General features: G+C 67.9%; 16 protein-coding genes. 6 read left to right on the forward strand and 10 right to left on the reverse strand.

The features are described 5' to 3' along the window. Positions 1–44: 44 nt before the first annotated feature. The 4 genes from MVA01S_RS09285 to MVA01S_RS09300 form a co-directional block, all read right to left on the reverse strand. A complete protein-coding gene (locus MVA01S_RS09285) occupies positions 45–2,111 on the reverse strand; it encodes an LCP family protein (protein WP_003930369.1) in 2,067 nt (688 codons plus the stop codon). Between the two features lie 218 nt (positions 2,112–2,329). Then, positions 2,330–3,493, reverse strand: a complete 1,164-nt coding sequence (dusB, locus tag MVA01S_RS09290) for a tRNA dihydrouridine synthase DusB (protein WP_081529046.1) — start codon at positions 3,491–3,493, stop codon at positions 2,330–2,332. Then, positions 3,490–4,497: an acyl-ACP desaturase gene (locus tag MVA01S_RS09295; RefSeq protein ID WP_003930367.1), complete on the reverse strand. Its 1,008-nt coding sequence runs from the start codon at positions 4,495–4,497 to the stop codon at positions 3,490–3,492. The genes dusB and MVA01S_RS09295 overlap by 4 nt, the downstream gene beginning before the upstream one ends. Before the next feature lie 106 nt (positions 4,498–4,603). Next, positions 4,604–5,185, reverse strand: coding sequence for a TetR/AcrR family transcriptional regulator (locus tag MVA01S_RS09300; RefSeq protein WP_003930366.1), 582 nt, complete (start codon positions 5,183–5,185; stop codon positions 4,604–4,606). 79 nt (positions 5,186–5,264) lie between these two features. Here MVA01S_RS09300 and MVA01S_RS09305 point away from each other — a divergent pair, with 79 nt between their 5' ends. Together MVA01S_RS09305 and MVA01S_RS09310 are read left to right on the forward strand one after the other, a co-directional pair. Further along, entirely contained in the window at positions 5,265–6,275 is a 1,011-nt protein-coding gene (locus MVA01S_RS09305; protein WP_040541173.1) for an oxygenase MpaB family protein, read from the forward strand. 75 nt (positions 6,276–6,350) lie between these two features. After that, positions 6,351–7,217 (forward strand): SPFH domain-containing protein, encoded by an 867-nt coding sequence (locus MVA01S_RS09310; protein WP_003930364.1) that lies wholly within the window; start codon positions 6,351–6,353, stop codon positions 7,215–7,217. Here the strand turns inward: MVA01S_RS09310 and MVA01S_RS09315 are convergent. From MVA01S_RS09315 to MVA01S_RS09340, 6 genes are read right to left on the reverse strand one after another with little or no spacing between them, the layout of a single operon-like run. Then, a complete protein-coding gene (locus MVA01S_RS09315; protein ID WP_003930363.1) occupies positions 7,159–8,214 on the reverse strand; it encodes an asparaginase in 1,056 nt (351 codons plus the stop codon). The two genes, MVA01S_RS09310 and MVA01S_RS09315, sit on opposite strands and share 59 nt — an antisense overlap. Next, positions 8,214–9,365: a M24 family metallopeptidase gene (locus MVA01S_RS09320; RefSeq protein ID WP_003930362.1), complete on the reverse strand. Its 1,152-nt coding sequence runs from the start codon at positions 9,363–9,365 to the stop codon at positions 8,214–8,216. The genes MVA01S_RS09315 and MVA01S_RS09320 overlap by 1 nt, the downstream gene beginning before the upstream one ends. Beyond that, positions 9,362–10,612, reverse strand: coding sequence for an NAD(P)/FAD-dependent oxidoreductase (locus tag MVA01S_RS09325; RefSeq protein ID WP_081529045.1), 1,251 nt, complete (start codon positions 10,610–10,612; stop codon positions 9,362–9,364). Before MVA01S_RS09325 ends, MVA01S_RS09320 begins: the two co-directional genes overlap by 4 nt. After that, positions 10,605–11,357 carry a GntR family transcriptional regulator gene (locus MVA01S_RS09330; RefSeq protein ID WP_003930360.1) on the reverse strand — a complete coding sequence of 251 codons (753 nt, stop codon included), beginning with the start codon at positions 11,355–11,357 and terminating at the stop codon, positions 10,605–10,607. The genes MVA01S_RS09325 and MVA01S_RS09330 overlap by 8 nt, the downstream gene beginning before the upstream one ends. Then, positions 11,354–12,781 (reverse strand): amidase family protein, encoded by a 1,428-nt coding sequence (locus MVA01S_RS09335; protein WP_003930359.1) that lies wholly within the window; start codon positions 12,779–12,781, stop codon positions 11,354–11,356. The genes MVA01S_RS09330 and MVA01S_RS09335 overlap by 4 nt, the downstream gene beginning before the upstream one ends. Positions 12,782–12,794: 13 nt before the next feature. Continuing rightward, positions 12,795–14,111 (reverse strand): MFS transporter, encoded by a 1,317-nt coding sequence (locus MVA01S_RS09340; RefSeq protein WP_003930358.1) that lies wholly within the window; start codon positions 14,109–14,111, stop codon positions 12,795–12,797. A gap of 30 nt (positions 14,112–14,141) precedes the next feature. On the opposite strand from MVA01S_RS09340, the gene MVA01S_RS31275 reads away from it, so the two are divergent. The 4 genes from MVA01S_RS31275 to MVA01S_RS31280 form a co-directional block, all read left to right on the forward strand. Next, entirely contained in the window at positions 14,142–14,309 is a 168-nt protein-coding gene (locus MVA01S_RS31275) for a hypothetical protein (RefSeq protein WP_157895638.1), read from the forward strand. Between the two features lie 5 nt (positions 14,310–14,314). Next, positions 14,315–15,211: a serine/threonine-protein kinase gene (locus MVA01S_RS09345; protein ID WP_003930357.1), complete on the forward strand. Its 897-nt coding sequence runs from the start codon at positions 14,315–14,317 to the stop codon at positions 15,209–15,211. A gap of 134 nt (positions 15,212–15,345) precedes the next feature. Continuing rightward, positions 15,346–16,023, forward strand: coding sequence for a VldE C-terminal domain-containing protein (locus tag MVA01S_RS09350; RefSeq protein WP_003930356.1), 678 nt, complete (start codon positions 15,346–15,348; stop codon positions 16,021–16,023). A gap of 231 nt (positions 16,024–16,254) precedes the next feature. Next, positions 16,255–17,054, forward strand: an 800-nt coding sequence (locus tag MVA01S_RS31280) for a PGRS repeat-containing protein (RefSeq protein WP_353961398.1), incomplete at its 3' end; no start/stop codon positions are given.

The raw sequence follows: 17,054 nt of genomic DNA on the forward strand, positions 1-17,054 counted from the left end.
GGTGAACGAAAGGTGAATGGCACCTGCCGAAATGATGGGAAACGCTAGTCGCAGCTGGTATCGGCGGCGTTGGTCACGGTCAGATCCTCGGGCAGGGCGGTGGTCGTGGACTTGGTGCCGCGGATGACGCGCACCTGCACGGGTGATCCGCTCGGGGACGGGGCGTTGACCGCGTCGAAGTCGCTGCCCAGGACCACCTGCACGACGTCGCCGAGCCCGGTGGCGCGCTCGATGGCCGCGTCGCCGAACGCCGAGGCGACGGTGGCGGCGGCCTCTTCGTTGCCGGGGGAGAAGAACACGGTGGTGCGCGACAGCGGCCCCGGATAGTCATCGGGTGTCTCCACGTTGAAGCCGTGGGCCTCCAGTGCGCTGGAGGTGCTGGCCCCGAGTCCGGCCGAGCTGGTCGAGTTCGACACCTGCACGGTGACGCTCTCCGGGTCGGTGGCGATGGCGTCCACGACCTGACTGTCGTCGGACTGACCCGGCTGCGTCACCGACGAATTCGCCAGTGCCTCCGGACCGGACACCGGGGTGTTGTCGGCGTTGCGTTCCTCGGGCAGCGGATCGTCGTTGATGATGGCGTCGAACAGCGCCCGCATGTCGTCGGTGCGCGGGATCTCGTTGCCCCACTCGTCGGCATAGCCGACCGTCGGCACCGTGACGAACGTGATGCGCCCGGCGTTGACGCCCTGCACGGACTGGCCCAGGTCGACGAGGTCCTTGGTGTCGACGTTGTCGACGTAGCTGTCGCCGATGAACATGTTGACCACGTTGTTCAGCTTCGACAGTGAGAAGAAGGTCTCCTTGGAGATCAGCGAGCGCAGCAGCGACGACAGGAACAACTGCTGGCGTTTGATGCGCCCGTAGTCACCGTTCATCTCGGTGGTCACCTGGCGGGCGCGCACGTAGTTCAGCGCGGTGTGGCCGTCGACGGTCTGGCGTCCGGCGGTGGCCAGCACGGTGCCGAGTTCGTAGTCCTCGATCGGTGTGGTGCTACACACCTCGACACCGCCGAGGGCGTCGACCATCTTGGAGAACCCGACGAAATCGACTGCCATGAACCGGTTCACGTGAAGACCGGACAGCTTCTGGATGACCTTCACCAGACACTTCGGCCCACCCACGGCGAACGCCGAGTTCAGCTTGTACTCGCTGTAGACCTCTTCTTTGCCGTACATCGGCGATTCCGGGTCCATGATCGGCCCGTACTCGCGGGTCTCCGGATCCCACGGTTCGCACTTCATCGGCTCGATCTCGAGGTCGCGTGGGAACGACACGGCCACCACGCGTTTGCGGTTGGCCGGAATGTTGACCAGCATCACGGTGTCCGACCGGGCGCCGGCGGCGTCGTCGGTGGTGCCCGCGCCGATCTCGCTGTTGCTGCCGAGGCGGCTGTCGGTGCCGACGATCAGGAAGTTCTCGTCACCGAACTGGGCGTTCGCATCGACGATGTCGCGGGAATCGGGGTCGAGCGCCGAGACCCGGTTGAGCAGATTGTTCTTGGCCGACTGCCACTGCCAGGCGCCGCCGGTCAGCACCAGGGCGAGGACCGCGACGAGCGCTGCGGCGACCCGCCCGGCCACGGCGACCCGGTGGGACGGACGCAGCTTCGGCTTCGGGGACGCGTGCGCGGGCGCGGGGAAGGCGGCCAGATCCGGTAGGTCGGCGCGGGTCAGGTCGACGGCCGGGAGGATCGTGGTGTCCAGGTCGGCGGTGTCGGGGTAGAGCTCGGCATCCTCGTTAAGTCGAGATGCGTCGTTGAGTCGAGATGCGTCGTCGGGTCGAGGTGCGTCGGTTGGTGTGGGCGCGGGTCCGGGCGTCCCGGTTTCGTCGTCGGGGTCGGGCCGGGCGCGGCGCCGCCGCGGGATCGGGACGGACGGGGCGTCGCCGTGGATCTTGGCGATCAGGTCGGCGACGGTAATCGGTGCCGAGTCCTGGGGGGCGTCGGTTTCGGAGGGGGTTTCTGCTGCGCGCTCCCACGGCGCGGCGCCTGGCTTCGGTCGCCGCGATCGGGTAAGCCAGTCACTATCGGACCGGTCGCCCGTTCCGTCGTCGCCGGTACGGGCGCGGCCCGGAGTGGCAGCGGCATCTTCCATGTCGCCGTCGCTCATCTTCCTACCGGCCTCCCAGCGTCACGGCGTCATCGCGGCCGTGCGCGTTGTTGCGCACCGGCCACAGACTGCCGAGTGCCTGTTCATTGTCTAGAGCATCGAGCCCGCCTCCGCCACTGGAGACAGGCATTTGATCTCTCATCGTACTGAGACATCCTGGGAGAGCTCCAGCCGAACCCTGGTGTCAGATATGTCTCAGAACCGTCTCGACGCCCGGATCAGCCACCCGAGTGCATGACGTCGGCTCCCGCGGGCACCGTGCAGTCGTCCGGATCGTCGAGCCAGCCTTCAGGCAGGGTCACCGATGCAGCCGACCCCTGGCGGCCTCTCGGACCGCTGGCTGCAGCCGGGAACGGCACCTCGGGATCGAGCTGACCGAGCAGGTCGTCGAGTTCCGAGAGGGTCTTGACCAGCGCCAACGACCTGCGCAGATCCGCGCCGGCGGGGAAGCCGTGCAGATACCACGCGACGTGCTTACGGATATCGCGCATTCCTTTGTCTTCTCCGAAGTGGGCGGCAAGCAACTCGCCGTGCCGGCGGATGATCTGCGCGACCTCACCGAGCGTGGGCGGGGTGGCCGGCGTCGTGCCGGTGAAAGCGGCGGACAACTCGGCGAACAGCCAGGGCCGCCCCAGGCACCCGCGGCCGATCACGACCCCGTCGCAGCCTGTCGCGGCCATCATGGCCAGCGCGTCGCGAGCGTCGAAGATGTCACCGTTGCCCAGCACCGGAATGCCCGTGACATGGGCCTTCAGTGCGGCGATCTGGTCCCAGTCGGCGCTGCCGGAGTAGCGCTGGGCGGCGGTGCGGGCATGCAGCGCGACCGCCGCGGCGCCCTCCTCCGCGGCGATGCGACCCGCATCCAGGTGTGTGTGGTGGGTGTCGTCGATCCCGATGCGGAACTTCACCGTGACCGGTATGTCGGTGCCTTCGGTGGCGCGGACGGCCGCTGCCACGATCTGTCCGAACAGCTTGCGCTTGTAGGGCAGCGCGGCGCCGCCGCCCCGGCGGGTCACCTTGGGCACCGGACAGCCGAAGTTCATGTCGATGTGGTCGGCGAGGTCCTCGTCGGCGATCATCTTGGCCGCCGCGTAGGTGTTGACCGGGTCGACGGTGTAGAGCTGCAGCGAGCGCGGCGACTCCTCCGGCGCGAACGTGGTCATGTGCATGGTGACCGGGTGGCGTTCCACCAGCGCGCGTGCGGTGACCATCTCGCACACGTAGAGCCCGCTGACGGTACCCGCGCGGCTGATCTCGAGTTCACGGCAGAGTGTCCGGAACGCGACGTTGGTCACCCCGGCCATCGGGGCGAGGACGACCGGGCTGCCAAGGTCGAACGGCCCGATCCGTAAGGACCGGGCCGATCGGGGGGTGTCTGTCAGGACGCTGATGATCCCACCAGCTGTGCCTTGGCCGCCTTCTTCTCGGCCATCTGAGCCAGCCGCGCCTCGCGGCGTTGCTTGGCGACCTCGAACTTGTCGACGGTCTCCTGCAGCTCTTCGATCAGCACACCGAGGTCGTCACGCATGCGTGCGCTCTCGCCGTTGAAGTCCTCGCGCTCGAAGATGCGCCACTTCTTCAGCACCGGCAACACGATGTCGTCGAGGTGGATCTTCGGGTCGTACACGCCGCCGGAGGCGATGGTCACCGCGCGACGCCGGAAGTCGGGGATGGTGTACCCGGGCATCTTGAAGTTGCGCAGCACCTTGTGCAGCGACTTCATCGCCTGGTCGGGGGCGATCTCGAAGCCCGCCTCCGATACGTCGCGGTAGAAGATCATGTGCAGGTTCTCGTCGGCCGACACGCGCTGCAGAAGCTGGTCGGCGATCGGGTCGTCGCACGCCTTACCGGTGTTGCGGTGCGACACGCGGGTCGCGAGCTCCTGGAACGTCACGTAGATCACCGAGTCGAACAGGCTCTCGGCGAACAGTTCCATCCCGCCCTGCTGGTTCTGGCCCGGGCTGAAGCCGCGGGTCATCTGCTCGATGCGCAGCATCTCCAGCTCGACGGGGTCGACGTTGCGGGTGACGACGAGGTAGTCGCGCAGCGCGATGCCGTGCCGGTTCTCCTCGGCGGTCCAGCGGTTGACCCAGAAGCCCCACGGGCCGTCCATGCTGAAGTTCATCGCGATCTCGCGGTGATAGGAGGGCAGGTTGTCCTCGGTGAGGAGGTTGGTCAGCATCGCGACCCGGGCGACCTCGGAGAGCTTCGACTGCTCGATGTCCCAGTCCTGGCCGCCGAGGGCGTAGTAGTTCTTGCCGTCGGACCACGGGATGAAGTCGTGCGGGTTCCAGTCCTTCTTCATCCGCATGTGGCGGTTGACCAGCGGCTCGACGACGGGCTCGAGCTCTTTGAGCAGTTGCAGGTCGGTCAGGTCTTGCGACACGACACCTCCCAGTTATCTGTACCTGATGGTTGCAGTCAATATATCTGTGTATCTCAGTGACATTCAAGTCGCCGCGCCGCGGCCGAAGCCCAGGTAGGGGACTCTTTTAGGTAACGGACCTGCTGAGCAGTAGCTCAGCACAATGGTCGATGAATTGCTCCCTGCTCACGTCCAGTCGGCCGTCCAGATAAGCCGTGAACAGTGCAGTGAGTGCCCCGATCAGGCCCGTCGCAACCATCGCCTGGGCGGTCGGGTCGCTGATCTGGGTGAGGCTGCGCTGCAGCAGTTCAATGAAGTTGGGCATCCAGCGGGCACCCGACCGCGCCAGTACGGGCTCGGCTTCGGGCGCCAGCAGCAGCACCCGGCCGCGGGCGGGGTCGTCGATCATCAGCGCCACGAACCGTTCCACGGCGTCGCGCATGCTCTCGGACTTCATCAGCGCCGTCATCGCGGCAGTGCAGACGTCGTCGTAGACGGCGGCGACGTACTCGTCGCGGTCGGTGAAGCTCTCGTAGAAGTAGCGCTCGGTGAGACCGGCGGCCTTACAGACCGCGCGGACGGTCAGGTGCGGGCCCTCGGGCCGGCCCAACAGGGCGACGCCCGCGGCGATCAGTTCGTCGCGGCGTAGCGCCTGACGATCCTGTAGCGGAACGCCCGACCACCTACCGCGTCGTTGACCCGACGCCACGGTCCTCCTAAGCTCTGTTACTGACAACGCATGTAGTCAGAATATCGTGCGGCACAACTTCACCAGGGGAAGAGCACCAGTGACTCAAGATACTTCCGCGACGGGCCCGGTCACCAGCGATGAATCCCCGCGGGTGGCGGCAGGCTGTCCGGTCAGCTCGGGTGGCTACGACTCCGCGCCGGAGCCGCTCGGCCCCGAGTCGCTGACCTGGAAGTACTTCGGTCAGTGGACGGGCCTGTTCCAGGGCACCTGGGCCGGGTCGATGCAGAACATGCATCCGCAACTCGGGGCTGCGGTCAAGGATCACTCCATCTTCTTCATGGAACGCATCCCGCGCCTGATGCGGTCCATCTACCCGATCGGCGGGGTGGTCTTCGACGGCGACCGCGCCCCGAAGACCGGGGCCCAGGTGCGCGATTACCACATCGGCCTCAATGGGGTGGACGAGCAGGGCCGGCGGTACAGCGCGCTGAACCCGGAGGTCTTCTACTGGGCGCACGCGACGTTCTTCAAGTCCACGCTGTTGGCCGCCGAGAAGTTCGGCGGCGGGATCAGCGAGGCCGACAAGCGCCAACTGTTCGACGAGCACATCACCTGGTACCGGATGTACGGGATGAGCATGCGGCCGGTGCCCAAGACGTGGGAGGAGTTTCAGGAGTACTGGGACCACATGTGCACCGAGGTCCTGGAGAACAACTGGGCCGCCCGCGAGGTGATGGATCTGTCGACGATGCCCAAACACCCGTCGCTGGAATGGATTCCGGATCCGCTGTGGAAGCTGAACCTGATGGTCATGCAGCGTTTCCTGACCTTCATGACCGTGGCGCTCTACGACCCGCCCGTGCGCGAGCTGATGGGCTACACCTGGTCGCCGCGCCAGGAGTTCCTGCACAGGCGGTTCTGCGACGTGGTGACCCTGGCGACGAAGGTGCTGCCCAAGCGGTGGCTGATGCACCCCCGCAAGCGCTCGGCGATGGACCGTGCCTTCGGACGGCTGCCCGCGGACGCGCCGCTGGTCGAGACGCCGGCCCGCCACCTGCCGCCGCTCGAATACCGCGACAACCCGCACTACTACAGCCCGAAGGTCTGAGCGCGCGCCGGGCATGCCGGCAAATGATCTTGATCGTACGATTCGGCTAACCCGATGTGAGAAGAGGTCGCCGACGTGCCCTGGGAGATCTACGCAGCAATCGTGCTGTTGCTGCTCGCCGCTTTCGGGCTGGTGTCGCGAGCCATGGCATCGGATGAGACGGGCCATGTCCGCGGTACCCGCATCGCGATCGGTGCGGCAGCGCTGACCGTGCTGGTGCTGATCGTCGGGTCGACGACGATCGTGTCCACCCGCAACATCGGCGTCGTCACCACCCTCGGCAAGCCGAGCGGCACTCTGGGCAACGGCCTGCACACGAAGGCGCCCTGGCAGTCGGTGACCGAGATGGACGGCGCGATCCAGATCGACAACCACACCGGCGAGTACGCCACCATGGTCAGGCTCGGCAACAACTCCACCGCGTACGTGGACAACAGCGTCCGCTGGCGGATCCAGGCGGCCGCCGCCGACTCCTTGTTCCTCGACTACCGCGACTTCGACAATGTCCGCGAGAACCTGGTCACCCGGGAGCTGCGCGCGGCCCTGAACGAGGTGTTCTCCGACTTCGATCCGCTGGCGCCGGAGAACGTCGAGGGCACCGACGTCCAGGCGCTGGGCAACGACGTCGCCGACAACCTGCGTGCCAAGGTCGGCGACCAGGTCGACATCATCAACGTCATCATTCCGCTGGTCAGCTACGACGAGGCCACCCAGGGCCGGATCAACGCGCTCAATGCCGAGCGGGCCAACACCCGCGTGGCCGAGCAGCGCGCCAAGACCGCCGAGGCCGAGGCGCGGGCCAACGAGATCCTGGCCGGATCGGTGTCGGACAACCCGAACGTGCTTGTCAGCAAGTGTCTCGACGCGGCCAGGGAAGCCTCGATCAGCCCGTTGGGCTGCTGGCCGAACACGTCGGTGGTGCCGACCGTGCCGGCCCGGTAGTGGTGCGCGCGTTGCCCTCTGCCCTCAACAGGGTCTCGGCCTCCGCCCGGGTGTAGCCGGAGCGCAGCAGCATGGTGAGCAGCACCCGGGCTTTCAACGCGGGCAGTTCCCCCGACGGGACGCAGCCTCGTTCCATCAGGTCGAGTTCGGCCCCGGGTGAGCCGTAGGTGCTCTCGAGCACGGCGCCGGCCCGCGTGCGCGACGCATAGACCACCGGGATGTCCTGGGCGACCTCATCGAGCGCCTGCGCGACGGGCCCGCTGGTGTGTCCGCCACCCAGCCCCTCGACGACCAGGCCGTGATACCCCGCTCGCGGCACGGCTGCGATCAGGTCGGTGTCCTGACCGAGCACCGCGGTCAGCAGGGCGACCCTGACCTCTCGCCCGGTGTCGGTGTCGAGCAGGGCCGGCAGTGCCGGCCGAGGGTCGCGGCGCAGGAACGTCGGGCGACCCTCGTACAGCACGCCGAGGCAGCCCCGGTCAGCGGATCCGAACGCGTCGATGCGCTGGGTGTGGATCTTCTGTACCCACTTGGCCGAATGGATCTGATCGTTCATCACGACGACAGCCCCTGCGCTGCACCGCTCGAGCTCGGGGTCGAGTGCCGTGGCGATCGCGGCGGCGAGGTTGGCCGCGGCGTCGGAACCCGGCATGGTGGGTGCCCGCATCGCCGCGGTGAACACCACGGGGCGGTCCAGCGGGCGCAGCAGACTCAAGGCATAGGCGGTCTCTTCGAGAGTGTCGGTGCCCTGGGTGACGACGACGGCGTCCGCGCCGCCGGTCACCTGGTCCCGGATCTCCCGGGCGAGAGCGACGATCTCGTCGAAGGTGATCTCCGACGAATCGGTCAGGCTCCACCGGACGGAGCGAACCGCCACCCCCGCCACCTCCACCGCGTCGGCGGCGTCCGTGCGTGGCACCAGGCCGGCTCCGGTGTCACCGGGTGCACACGAAATCGTGCCGCCCATCGAGATGACGGCGACGGTCGGCGCGCCCATCAGCCGGCCTGGGGGAGAGCGCGCGCGCCGTCGGTGAGCACCTCGCAACCGTCGTCGGTGACCACGACGGTCTCGCTGATCGCGGCGCCGGCCGCGAACAGCAGCATGTGGAACACCATGCCGGATTCCAGCTTGCGGTGCGAGCGGTGATCGATGTCGAGCGTGAAATCCCCTGAGGTCGGATGGAATTGGAGGCCAAGGCCATAGCCGACGCGATTTTCGTAGCGGTCGATGAGCTGGGCATCGAGGACGGGTCTGCGGCACAGTTCGGCGATGTGCGCGGCCGGAACCCCCGGTGCCATCGCCTCGATCGCCGCATCCTGAGCTGTGCGCAGGATGTCGTGGGCGCGCAGCAGCGCGTCGCCGGGTCGGCCGAGCACCGTCGAGCGCATCTGCTTCGCCCAGTACTGCCGGTAGATCCCGGGCAGTTCCAGGCGCAGCCGGTCGCCCTGCTCCAGGATGCGGCCGGTCTGCTGACCGTGCAGCTGGATCGTGCGCCAGCCGCTGCAGATCGTGCCGCCCACACCGCCGAAGAACGAGTCGTGACCGTGCTCGGCCTGTGCCTGTGCGACGGCGGCGGCGACGTCGAGTTCGGTTGCCCCGACCCGGGCGGCCCGGAGCCCGGCGGTGACCGCCGCGGAGGCGATCCGTCCCGCGGTCCGGATGTAGGAGATCTCCTGTTCGGACTTGATCTGGCGTAGGTCTTCGACGATGTCGTTGTGGGAGACCAGCTCCCGGGTGCTCATCAGTGAGGACAACCGGTGGAACCTGGTCACCGGCAGGAACGCGGAGTTGAGTTCGACACCGATCCGGGCGCCGGTGGGAGTGACGCCGGCGACCGCATCGGCGGCCAGTGATTCGGGATCTTCCCCGTCGAAGTACCCGCGGCGGTCAGCGACCCACGAGAGCTCCTGCGCCACTGGGTCTTCCAAACGTCGTTCGACCAGGATCGGTTCTCCGGCCGACGGGACCACCAACGAGTGGTAGGCGAAGAAGCCGTCGTGCCAGAAGCCGCTCAACCAGGCGATGTTCTCCGGTTGGTGCAGCAGCAGAGCATCGAGGCCGTGTCGCTCCATCTCGGCCTGGGTGCGGAGCAGTCGGGCACGGTACTCCTCGACCGAGAAGTGCAGTTGCTGCGGAATGGCGCTCACAGAATCGTTTGTCCTTTCGAAATGTTGCCGGTCACGGTGGCGCCCACCATCGCGGTGATGGCCCGTCCGGTGTTGACGGCCAGGGTCATTCCCAACGTGCCGTGGCCCGATGCGACGAACAGTCCGGGTGTGTTCCCGGCCGGTCCTACGACGGGCAGGCTGTCGGGCGTGCAGGGTCGGGCCCCGCTCCAGATCTCGACGTCGGAGATGTCCAAGCCACGCAGGGCGGGCAACGTCACGGCGGCCGCGTCCAGTACGGCCCGCATCCTGCCGCGTGCGGTGCCTGCGCCGGGGCGTACCAGGTCGAAGGTGCCGGAGATGCGGACCTCGCCACTGGTGAACGGGGTGCAGGCGATCCGGTCTTCGGCGATCTTGACCGGCCCGCGGAGTTGCAGTATCGGGGGCAGGGTGACGCTGCACCCGCGGCCGGACTGCAGGGGCAGGCGCACCCCGCACATGCGGGCCAGTGCGGCGGTGTGTTCACCGGCGGCGAGCACCACGGCGTCCCCGGAAAGCGCCCGGCGGGAGGTCGTCACCTGCCAGTCACGGCCGGAGTGGTCGATCCCGACCACGGATTCGTGTTCGGCGAGCGCGCCACCAGAGTCCTGGAACGCGGTGGCCAGGGCGGCGGTCATGGCATCGGGTCGGACGCTGACCTCGTCGGGTAGGTACACCCCGCCGATGATGTCGCCGGCCAGCGCGGGTTCCCGGTTCTTCATCTCGGTCGCGGTCAGCAGTTCGGTGCGGCCGCGGTAGCCCGCCGATTCGACTTCGGCGTGTGCGGCGAGGTACGCGTCCCATGCCGGCTGCGAGCGGAACGGCACCAACAGGCCGGTGCGATGTGTCTCGAAGCCCAGTTCCTCGGCGAGGGCGCTGACGTCCTCGGCGGCCCCGGCGGCCATCGCTGCCAGCGCCTGCAATGACCCGCGGCTGCGATCGGGTCGACTGTTGCGCAGGAAGGCAAGACCCCAGCGTGCGAGCGACCACGTCGGAATCTGGCGAATGGCGATGGGGCTCTTCGGGTTCAGTGCGGCGCGCAGCGCCTGGGGAACGGCCCCGGGCGCGTTGAACGGCTGCACCAAGGACGGCACGATCCAGCCCGCATTGCCCCAGGAGGCTGCGTGCCCGCATGTCGTCCGTTCGATCAGGGTGACCTGGTGACCAGCCCGGGCAAGGTGATGGGCGGCGCTGAGTCCGATGACTCCGCCCCCGATCACGAGGACGCGCGAGGATGTCGCGTCAGGCACCGCCGCCGCCTCCGTCTCCCTGCATCAGGCGGGCGATGACGTCGACCAGCGAGTCACCCTTGGCGCGGCTGGGGGGTGAGCTGCCGTCGTGACTGCGTAACAGTTCGGCGAGCCGCAGCTTGGCATTCGCCAGGCTCTGGGTCATGAGCTGGTGTGCGCCGGCTCCGTCGCGCGCCGCGGCGAGCTCGACGAAATGCGCGTCCTCACGAGCGATGTAGAGCCCGGCGTCGTCCTGGGCGGTGGTGGTGAACAGCAGCTTGTAGGGGCGTACCCGCGCCCAGGTGGACTTGATCACCCGGGTCAGCTGTCTGTTGGCCACGGCGCCGTGAATGAGCAGCAGCACCTGCTCGTCGAGGTCGAGCACGGTGATCAGGTCGCCGTCGTCGACCGCCTCCTGCAGGGCGGTCATGGTCGAGCGCAACCGCGCCAACCGCTCGGGGGTCATCTGTTCCACCCCGAGCTGCAGTGACGGGGGTTCCAGGATCTGACGCAGGCCGTAGTAATCGTGGAGGTCGTCCAGCGACAACCGGGCCACCACAGCGCCTTTGCGTGGCTCCTGGGTGACCAGGCCGGCCTCTTCCAGCCGGATCAACGCCTCGCGCACCGGCATGGTGCTCAGCCCCATTCCGCGGGCGACATCGCGCACCTGCAGCCGCTGCCCGGGCGCGAGCGAACCGGCCAGGATCCAGGACCGCAGTTGCTCGAAAGCGGTTTGAGGTGGACTGAGCTGCGACGTATCGGTCATGCGCGATGCCCCTCGTATTCGGATGTGCTCGGGTTCGTGGCGGGTGGGCGTCCGGCATGGACCGGTGGCGTCCAGGCGGCCCATCCGATCTCTGCCTCCAACTCGGCGGCCAAGGCCAGAAGGTCCGGCTCCCGGCCTGCCCCGGCGGCGAACTGGACGCTCAGCGGGAACGCCCCGGCCAGGCCCGCGGGTATCGAGATGGCAGGCTGCCCGGTGGCGTTGAAGATCGCGGCTGCGGGTTCCATCCGGCCGACGGCGCCGGCGTAGTAGGTGTTCAGGTCCATGTCGGGGGAGAACTCGCCGATCTTCGGTGGAAGCGTAGGAAGTGTCGGCGTCAACAGCATGTCGTACTCGTCGAAGAAACCGGCGAAACTGCTTGCGGCTCCGTCGACTTTGGCCAACGCATCGATGATGGCGGTGCCGCTGAGACGACGCGCGCGGGTGACCAGCTCCCACGTCAGGTGCTCGATCTCGGCGGGGCATCTCGTCGCGGAGATGTCGGTCCAGTCGCGCACGGTGTCCAGTGTGCCCAATGCCCAGATGTCTTTCATCGCCTCGAACAACGGGGGCCAGTCGACCTGCGGGGTCGCCTCTTCCACAGTATGGCCCAACTGTTCACAGAGTCGCGCGGCGTGCAGCGTCGCAGCGGCGACGGCGGGATCCACGGCAGACAGCCAGGGCGCCTCGACGGCAACGGCGATCCTGCGCGGCCGGGCATCGGCGGGAGGTCCGATGCCGGACGGCTTCTGCAGTGAGCACAACGCTCGTGCGGCATCACGTACCGATCGGGTGACGACGAACTCCGTGTGGAAGTCGACCGGCACGGATTCGCTTGCGTCGGTGGGAATCAGTCCTCTGGTCGGCTTCAGGCCGACCAGCCCGCAGCAGGCGGCGGGGATGCGGATCGAACCCCCGCTGTCGGTGGCATGGGCCATCGGCACGATACCGGCCGCGACCGCCGCAGCTGCGCCACCGCTGGACCCACCCGCGGTTCGCCCGAGATCCCACGGGTTGTGAGTGGGGCCGAACCGCGCGGACTCGACTGTCGCCGTCACCGCGAACTCGCATGTGGCCGAGCGGCCTATCGAGATCAGACCTGATTCGCGGAATCGTTGCGCCAAAACCGATTCCGACTGGGTCAGGCGGTCGTCGACGGCCCGGCTGCCCATCCACTGGTGTCGACCGCGTTCGTGTGCGCCGAAGTCCTTCATCAGGAACGGCACACCGGCGAAGGCGGCTGACGTGTCCACCGCGCGGGGGATACGCGGATCGTCGTACATCTCTACCACCGCGTGGAGGGCTGGGTCGACCGCCAGCGCGGCCTGCTGTGCCGACCCGACCAGTTCGGCCGGGGAGACCTCACCGGCAACCACCAGTTCGGCCAGCGCGGTGCCGTCCAGGGAGGCGTACTCGCTCAATCGCATTGCAGTGCAGCGATCACCGCTGCCCGGCGGCGATCTTGGCGGGTGCGGTTTCACGCATCGTCGCCAGACCGAACAGGGCGATGACGCAGATTGCAATCAACACGAAGCTCGGAGCGACAGCACTTCCGGTGGTGCCGATCAGCCATGTCGCAAGGAACGGTGTACCGCCGGCGAACAGCCCGATGCCGAGGGTGAACGGAATCGCAAAGCCGCTGAACCGGACCTCGGTCGGCATGCCTTCGACGAATGCGGTGGCGAAGGTCCCGTCGTTCAGGCTGAACATCGCGACGAACAACAGCTGTACCGCCAACGCGAGCCCGAAGCCGGCCGCGCCGAGCAGCAGGAACGCCGGGTAGCTGACGAGAATGAACAACACGGCGTTGGCGATCAGCACCGGCTTGCGACCGATCCGGTCGGAGAGGGCCGCCGCGCCGAACAGCAAGGGCAGGTAGAGCACCAGCGCGATCGTGGCGATCAGGTTCGACTGGGTCGACGAGAGTGCGACTTCCTCCTGGAAATAGGTCACCATGTACGACAGGACCAGGTAGTAGCCGCCGGCATTGACCGCCATGATGCAGAGCATCCGGACCACGCTGCGCCAGTGGTGCCGAAATACCTGTGTCACCGGGGATTTGGCGATCCTGTCCGAGGATTGCAGCGCCAGGAACTCGGGCGACTCGTCCAGCTTGGACCGGATGTACCAGCCGATGAGGCACAGCGGGCCGGCGATCAGGAACGGGATCCGCCACCCCCAGTCCTGCATCGCCGCGTCTCCGATGGTCGAGAACATCGCGGTGATGAGCAACGACGCGACCAGGAAACCGCAGGCTGCCCCGATCGGCACCACGCTGATGTACCGGGCCCGCTTCTCCGGAGGCGCGAACTCACCGATGAACACCGCGGCCCCGGAGTATTCACCCGATGCGCAGAACCCTTGCAGGAGGCGCGCGATCAGCAGGAGCAGGGCGGCCGACCACCCGATGGACTCGTAGCTCGGAAGCAGGCCGATCAGGGACGTGATGCCCCCCATGCCCAGGATGGTGATGGCGAGCACCTTCTTGCGGCCGAGCTTGTCGCCGTAATGCCCCCAGAACATGCCGCCGAGTGGATACATCAGGAAGGACACGCCGAAGATCGCGAACGTCTGCAGGATGGCCAGGGAAGGGTTGTCGGTCGGAAAGAACACCGCCGCAAGGGTGACCGCCATGAACGCGTAGACGGCGTCGCCGAAGTACTCGACGAAAGTTCCCACCCCGGCCCCGGCGACGACATGTCGGGCCGACCTGTCGTCGATGGGGGCAGGCGCGGGTCTGGTGGGGGTGTCCGTCATGGGGTGCCTTCCGGTTTCCAAGAAGTCAGCGTGATCACCGATCAAAGTTTTGTGATCACATCTCGCGGTTATCTGATCACAGAAACCGAGGAGTCGCGCGTCGAACGACGTAATCGCGTGCTGAACTGCACGTTCCGGCGGGAGCCGGACGCCCACCTGCGCGTCAGGTTTGCGTCTGCGTCGCAGCGGCTAGCTTGAAAGGCATGCAGGCGCCGGAGCTCATTGGCGGTCGCTACGAACTCGGCGGGGTGCTGGGCCGTGGCGGGATGGCCGAGGTGCGCGACGGGTGGGACAAGCGGTTGGGCCGCCCTGTCGCGGTGAAACTGCTCGATCCCGCGATCGGCGCGCAGCCTGACACCCGGCGCCGGTTCGCCACCGAGGCGCGCGCCGCCGCGGCCCTGAATCACCCGCACGTCGTCGCGGTGCACGACACCGGGGTGCACGACGGGCGGCACTACATCGTGCTGGAACGCCTGCCGGGACAGAGCCTGGCCGACGTGCTGTCGCGTCAGGGCCCGTTGCCCGCCGAACAGGTGCGCTCGATCATGCGTGACGTGCTGTCGGCGCTGAGCGCCGCTCATGCCCGTGGTGTGCTGCACCGCGACATCAAACCCGCGAACATCCTTTTCACCCAGTTCGGCCGGGTGAAGATCGCCGACTTCGGGGTCGCCAAGAGCGCCGACAGTCCGCAGACGCTGACCAACCGGGTTTTCGGGACGATGGCCTACCTGCCGGCCGATCGCATTGCCGGGCGGCCGGCGACGCCCAGCGATGACCTGTATGCGCTCGGAGTGGTGGCCTACGAGGCGCTGACGGCTCGGCGTGCCTACCCGCAGGACAATCTGGCGGCGCTGGCCGATGCGATCGCGATCGGCCACCTGCCGCCGCTGAGCGCGCTGCGGCCCGACATCGACCCCGCCCTGGCGACCACGATCGAGCGGTCGATGTCGCGGGACCCGCGTTGGCGGTTCGCCACCGCCGAGCAGATGCTGGCCGCCCTGAACGCCCCGGCGCAATCGACCCGACGCGCCGGGGGACTGCTCGCGGCCACCGCGTTGACGGTGGTTTTGGTGTTCGCAGCGCTCCTCGTCGTCGTGTGACCCCGATTGTGCAGTTGACCAGCAGATATACGGGTGCTCACCGGCTGGTCCCGGTCAGGTAACGATCCGCGAGTCGCATTCAGTTTTCGCGATCGGTGCGGTAAGTTGCGCGGTTTTTCGCTATCTTGCTGAACGTGGGTCGGCACTCGATCGCCAAGAAACGGCGCAACCCCTCGGTATACGTGGTGTCCGCGCTTGCCCCTGCGGCGGTGTTCCTTGCCGTCAAGGGCGATACCGGTCCGGTTCCTGTCTCCGTCGAGGAGAAGCCTGTGGCCGCTCCGGCGCCCCCGATCGAGGACCTCGCGCCCCCGTGCTGTGTGGAGATCGTCGCGGCCCCCGCGTCGGGGCACGTTCCCGAACGGTTGACCGACGACGGGGGCGTCGAATCGGCGTCCCTGGTGTCCGCGTCCCGCTGGCGCGTGGTGAGCCGCACGCTGCCCGCCGGAAAGGCCCCCGAGACCGGTTTGCAGGTGCGCACCATCCTGACCGCCCGCAGCCTCAGTGAGGTCTTCCCGGAGATCCACAACATCGGCGGGGTCCGGCAGGATTCGCTGCGCTGGCATCCCAACGGCCTGGCGCTGGATGTGATGATCCCGAACCCGACCTCCGACTCCGGCATCGCGCTGGGCAACCAGATCGTCGCGTACGTGCTGGCGAACGCCGAACGCTTCGGCATCCAGGACGCGATCTGGCGGGGCGTGTACTACACGCCGGGCGGCGCGCGGGCCGGCGGCTACGGCCATTACGACCACGTGCACGTGACGACCACCGGCGGCGGCTACCCCGACGGCGACGAGGTCTACTTCCGCTGACGCGGCGGGCTCGCGGCTGCCGCCTTCGCCCTCGTGTGACTGCTGCGTCAATTTGCTGAATTCGACGCCGGAGGTGTGTCGGCTGCCGTTATTCTGCGCGCAGCGCTCACTCCACCTACATGGGGTTACAGGCCCTTGCCTGTTGCGGCTCGCCGTTGAGCTTCGACGAAGGGCGGGCACATGGGTTCACATCGGACGACGCGAAAACTTCCGGCAAGATTTGCCGGCGGCATGCTGTGCGCGGGAGCGTTCGCGTTGACCGGGCCCATCGCCGTCGCGTGGGCCACACCCGGCGTCGACGCCGCACCCTGCGTCGTCGCCCCGTCGACCGGTGTCGGGTGCGACGCGCCGAACAGTCTCGTCGGCCGTAGCGGCGACGGACCCACGCCTTTCGCACTGGCAACTGCGGTCGAGGTCGCGCGATCCTGCGGAATGATCTGCACCGGTGCGGACGGTACCGCCGACAACCCCAACGGCCAGCACGGTGGCTGGCTGTTCGGCAACGGCGGAAACGGTTGGAACAGCACCGTCGCTGGGGTGGCCGGAGGCAACGGAGGTAACGGAGGCATCTTCGGCAACGGCGGCCACGGTGGCAACGGGGGCCTGGGTGCCGACGGCGGTGACGGCGGCCACGCCGGCAGTATCGGCAAGGGCGGTAACGGTGGCAGCGGCGGCAAGGGCGCCACGGGAACATCCGCGGTGACTCCGGCTGCCGGGACGGCGGCCGCCGGCAGTACGGGCGGCAGCGCCACCAACGTGGGCTTCCCCGGCGGCGCCGGAAGCGACGGGACCGTCGGCCAGGTCGGTGGCACCGGCGGAGCGGGCGGTCGCCCCGGCAGCTACAACCAGGTCTACGAGGGCGACACCAGCGGTGGCTACGGGGGAGCTGGTGGTGTTGGAGGGGTCGGCACGGATGCCGACACGCCCGCCGGCGCCGGCGGCACCGCCGGTAACGGCGGCCGTGGCGGCAACGGCGGCACGCTGTTCGGCACCGGTGGAGCCGGCGGCAGCGGTGGTGAAGGCGGTCAAGG

The organism is Mycolicibacterium vaccae NBRC 14118 = CIP 105934 (genome assembly GCF_001552715.1).
GTDB classification, from domain to species: Bacteria; Actinomycetota; Actinomycetes; order Mycobacteriales; family Mycobacteriaceae; genus Mycobacterium; species Mycobacterium vaccae.